The organism is Streptomyces sp. SID3212 (assembly GCF_009865405.1).
Classification (GTDB): domain Bacteria; phylum Actinomycetota; class Actinomycetes; order Streptomycetales; family Streptomycetaceae; genus Streptomyces.
Genome location: NZ_WWJY01000428.1, coordinates 1 through 5,390, shown reverse-complemented (window position 1 = coordinate 5,390; position 5,390 = coordinate 1). Strand labels below are relative to the sequence as shown.

The window sequence follows — 5,390 nt, the reverse complement described above, 5'->3', positions numbered from 1 at the left end:
ACCCCCGACTCCCGCCCCGTCGTGGACCCCGGCCTCGCCGCCGCCGTACGCAAGCCGCAGCACGGCGAGTCCCTCGCCGCCCGTGGCGTACGCGCCGCCCGCCGCGCCGTCTCCTCCTCCGTCGCCCGCGAGGTCGCCGACGCCACCCGCGCCGCCGAGACACTCCAGCAGCCCGTGACCACCGGCCGGCAGATCGCCGTCACCTCCATCCGGGGCGGCGCGGGCAAGTCGACCATCGCGGCCCTGCTCGGCACGACGTACGCGCACTACCGCCAGGACCCCGTCCTCGTGGTCGAGGCCGATCCGGCGCTCGGCTCGCTCCCACTGCGGCTCGGCGCCACGTCACTGCGCTGGACCACCGGCGACGTCGCGCAGATCGTGGAGCCGCAGATGTCGCTGCTCGACATCACCGGCTACCTCGTCCAACTCCCCGACAACGCGTGGCTGTTGCCCGGCAGCCAGGGCCAGATCGGCGCGATGCTGGACACCGTCACGTACGAGCGGACGATGGTCGCGCTGCGCCGCTACTTCGGTGTCGCGGTCGTCGACTGCGAGACCCTGCCGGCCGAGGTCGCGCGCGCCGCGCTCTCCGCCGCCCAGGCCCGCGTCCTCGCCTCGCCCGCCACGCTGGAGGGCATCACCAGTACGTACGCGGTCCTCCAGTGGATGCGGGGACTGCCCCGCCAGGTGATCGCCGGCACGGTCGTCGTCCTCACCGAACTCGTCCCGCACGCCGGGCTCGACCTCGGGGAGGCCGCGCAGAAGCTCCGGTCCACCGGGGCGAGCGTCCAAGTACTGCCGTACGACCGGCACTTGGCGGCCGGCGGCCCGATCCGTACCGACCTCCTCGCGCACCCGACCAGGGAAGCCGTCACCCGCCTCGCCGCGGAGGTCTTCCAGCTCTCGCAGAAACGCCACTGACCACGATGAGCACCCGACTGATCCACCGCCCCGCCAGGACCACCCGACCGCCGGCCGCCTCCGAGGCGCGCGTCATCGAGGCCCCGCCCAACCTCCCCGAGGGCAAGGCGGGCAACATCGCGATGTCGCTGCTGCCCGTCGCCGGTGTCATGTCGTCCGTCGTGATGATGACGGTCGTACGGAACAGCCAGTTCGCCGCCCTCGGCGCGCTCATCCTCGTCGTCACCGTCATCGGCACCGTCGCGCTCCTCTTCTCGCAGCGCGGCAAGGCCCAGCGCACCCGCCGCACCCAACGCGAGGCGTATCTCGCCTACTTGGAGGATCTGCGCGAGGAACTCTCCGCCGAGGAACGCGAACGGCGCGAGCGCGCCGACGTCCTCAACCCGCCGCCGCACGCGCTGTACGACATCGTGCGCGGCCCGGCCCGGCTGTGGGAACGGCGCAGGGTCGACGGCGACTTCCTGCGCGTGCGCGTCGGGACCGGCGAGATGCCCGTACGCGATCTGAAGGTCGCCCAGCAGGGTTCTTCGGTCCTCACCCCGCCCGACCGCTTCATGCTCAACGAGGCGTCGTCGCTGATGTCCCGCTTCCGCACCGGCACCGAACTCCCGCTCACCGTCCCGCTCGACCGCGTCGGCAACGTGAGTGTGATCGGCCCCCGCGAGGACTGCCTGCGCGTCGCCCGCGCCCTGCTCGTCCAGGCCGCCGCCCTGCACGCCCCCGACGACGTGGCGATCGCGCTCGCCGCCCCCGGCGACCGGCTCGCCGACTGGGAGTGGGCCAAGTGGATGCCGCACGTGCTGGACACCGAGCAGTTCGACGGCCCCGTCGCGGCCCGCCGTATCGCCCCCTCCGCACCCCAACTCGCCCGCCAGCTGGGCCCCGAGCTGCGCCGCCGCGCCTCCTACGCCGCCGAGGTGCGCCGCGGCCTGTCCGGCAAGGACGCCCTGTCGATGACGTCCCGGCTGCTCGTCGTCACCGACGGGCACGGCGAGGACGCCGTCGACCTGCCGCTGCCCGACGACGCGGTGGGCCTGCGCGAGATGGGTGTCACCGTCCTGCACCTGCTCGACCAGCGGATCCAGGAGCCCGGACACGTCGGTGTACGGATCACCGTGGACGGCGACCGGGTGGTCATCGAGGATCTCCGCGCGGAGGAACCGGTCAGCGCCCACGGCACGGTGGACGAGGTCGGCGTCCCGTTCGCCGAGGGCCTGGCCCGGATGCTGGCGCCGCTGCGGCTGTCCGCCGAGTCGCTGGTCGACGCGCCCCTCACCGGGCCCGTCGACTTCGCCGACCTCCTCGGCATCGACGACGTGGCGCGGCTCGACCTCGCCCGCCTGTGGGCGCCGCGCGGCGAACGCGCCTTCCTGCGCGTGCCGATCGGCGTCAGCGACTCCCACGAGCCGGTCCTCCTGGACCTCAAGGAGTCCTCCGAACTGGGCATGGGCCCGCACGGGTTGTGCGTCGGCGCCACCGGTTCCGGCAAGTCCGAACTCCTCCGTACGCTCGTCCTCGCCCTCGTTGCCACGCACCCGCCGGAGGACCTGGCCCTGGTCCTCGTCGACTACAAGGGCGGCGCCACCTTCGCCCCGTTCGCCGAACTGCCCCACGTGGCGGGGGTCATCACCAACCTGGAGAACCAGGCCGGCCTGGTCGAGCGCGTCCACGCCTCCCTCGCGGGCGAGGTCAAACGCCGCCAGCAGGTGCTCAAGGACGCGGGCAACATCGCCGACATCGGGGACTACGCGGCGCTGCGCGCCGAACGGCGGCCCGACCTGGAGCCGCTGCCCCACCTGTTCGTCGTCATCGACGAGTTCGGTGAACTCCTCACCGCCAAGCCCGACTTCATCGACCTGTTCCTGTCCATCGGCCGCATCGGCCGCTCCATCGGGGTGCACCTGCTGCTCTCCAGCCAGCGCATCGAGGGCGGCCGGCTCAAGGGCCTGGACACGTACCTCTCGTACCGCCTCGGCCTGCGCACCTTCTCCGCCGACGAGTCCCGCACGGTCCTGGACACGACGGACGCCTTCCACCTCCCGCCGCTGCCCGGCTTCGGCTACCTCAAGGTCGACACCAGCCACTACGAGCGTTTCAAGGCGAGTTACGTCTCCGGCGCCTACCGGGGGCCGGTGCGGCGCGCGGAGGACGAGGACACGGGGCCGCTGGCGCTGGAGTACGAGGCGTTCAACACCCTGGCGGCGAGCGAGGGTTCGGGCGCGGGCAGGCAGGAGCCGTCGGCGCGGCGGCGCGAGACCGGGCCCACCGAGATGGGCGTCATCGTCAACCAGCTCAACGACGCGGCGGGTCCGGTGCGCCGCATCTGGCTGCCACCGCTGCCGGACGCGCTCACGCTGGACCAGGTGGCGGGGCCGCTGGACGTGGGTCCGCGAGGCATGCAACTGGCGTACGAGAAGGGGGAGGTGGACTCCAGGAAGGGCAGAGGCAGTCGCGGCCGGAGCCCGCTGCGCGTCCCCCTCGGTCTCCTGGACGACCCCACCAAGCAGTGGCAGGGCCAGTGGTACCTGGACCTCACGGTCGCGGGCGGCCACGCCGCCGTCATCGGCGGCCCCCAGTCCGGCAAGACGACCCTCCTGCGCACCCTCGTCCTCGCCCTCGCCCTGACCCACACCCCCCAGGAAGTCGGCGTCTACGGGCTGGACTTGGTCGGCGGCGGCCTCCAGGCGCTGTCCGGGCTGCCGCACGTCGGCGGCATCGCGGGCCGCGCCGACCGCGAGCGGGCGGCCCGTACGGTCGAAGAGGTACGGAACATGCTCGCCGCCCGCGAGGACCTCTTCCGCGCGCACGGCATCGACTCCGTCGAGCAGCTCCGTACCCTCCACGCGGCGGGCCGGCTGCCCGGCCTCGCGTCCGCCGAGATCGTGCTCGTCATCGACGGATTCGGCGCGCTGCGCGACGACTTCGAGGAACTGGACGACGCCGTGGTCGACATCCTCAAGCGCGGGGGCGGGTACGGCATCCACGTCGTCGCGGGCATGCTGCGCTGGAACGACGTCCGCATCGCCACGCAGTCGAACTTCGGCACGCGCGTCGAGCTCCGCCTCAACGACCCGACCGACTCCAGCGTCGACCGCAAGCTCGCCGAGACGCTGTCGCCGGACGAGCCGGGCCGGGTCCTCACGGACGCCAAGCTGTTCGCGCAGGTCGCGCTGCCGCGTACGGACGGAGTGGTGGACGTCGCGGACCTGGGCGCCGTACTGGAACGCACCGCCCGTTCCGTCCGGGCGACGTGGAGCGGGGACGTCGCGCAGCCGGTACGGATCCTGCCGCACGTCCTGGAGCCGCACCTCCTGCCGGGCCCGGTCGCCGAACCGCGCCGCGTACCGATCGGCCTCGACCAGGCGGCGCTCGCGCCGGTCCTGCTCGACCTGTTCGGGCACGACCAGCACCTGCTGGTGCTGGGGGACAGCGAGTGCGGCAAGACGAACCTGCTGAAGACCGTCGCCGCCGGACTCATCGAGCGGTACGGCGAGGACGACCTGGTCTTCGCGGTGATGGACCCGCGGCGGAGTCTGCGCGGCGCGATCCCGGAGGAGTTCAACGGCGGGTACGCGTACAACACCAAGATGTGCACAGGCCTTTCGCACGGGATCGCCGGCGAACTGGCCAAGCGGCTGCCGGACGACGGCGCGCGGCCGGAGGACCTGGAGCCGGGCAGCTGGGGCAGCGGCCCGCGCATCGTGGTGCTCGTGGACGACTACGACGTGCTGACCACGGCCGGCCAGTCGCCGCTCGCGCCGTTCCTGCCGTACATCCCGTCGGCGGTCGACATCGGGCTGCACTTCGTCCTGACGCGCCGGGTCGCGGGCGCGTCGCGGGGGATGTACGAGCCGTTGGTGCAGGGCCTGCGGGAGTCGGGGGCGTCGGCGGTGCTGATGGCGGGGGACCGGAGCGAGGGACAGCTGTTCCCGGGGGTGTACGCGCGGCAACAGCCGGCCGGGCGTGGGGTGTTCATCCGCAGGGGGCAGGCGAACCGGCTGATCCAGACGGTGTACGGGGCTGCCGGCTGACGTCCTGGGACCCAGGTGCTCCGACCGACATCTCACCGGCCCCCGACATCTCACCGGTCCGATACCTCGTCCACCGACACCTCTTCCACCGACACCTCGTCCACCGACACCTCACCGACTACGCGAAGGACGGACGACCCCATGACCAAGGACGTCATCGCCCTGACCTCCCGCATGCCCGACCCGCTGAGTGTGATCGCGGGCCTGCTGTCCGGTGGTCCCGACAAGCTGGTGGGTACGGAGGGCGAGGGCGCCGTCGTCCAGCTCTGCGACGAGCGGGGCCGCCCGCTGGTCTCCGTCGAGGCGCCGCTGCTCGTGCAGGTCGCGGGCGAGGCCGAGCGGCTCCTCGGGGCCGTACCCCCGCCGCTCCCGTTCTGGTGGACGGAGGCGCGCGCCACCACCGGGGTGGCGGAGGCCGAGCAGCTCGCCGGGACCTTC

The 5,390-nt window shown here is 72.9% G+C and carries 2 protein-coding genes and 1 pseudogene; all 3 read left to right on the top strand.

What is annotated here, in order from left to right; genetic code table 11:
- Positions 1–921 (top strand): MinD/ParA family protein (locus GT042_RS12845; protein WP_202532700.1); only part of this gene is annotated, 921 nt, incomplete at its 5' end.
- A gap of 5 nt (positions 922–926) precedes the next feature.
- On the top strand, positions 927–4,952 hold the full coding sequence (gene eccCa, locus GT042_RS12840) for a type VII secretion protein EccCa (RefSeq protein ID WP_161308834.1): 4,026 nt from the start codon (positions 927–929) through the stop codon (positions 4,950–4,952).
- A gap of 141 nt (positions 4,953–5,093) precedes the next feature.
- Positions 5,094–5,390 (top strand): annotated as a pseudogene (locus GT042_RS12835) (hypothetical protein); the annotation flags it as partial.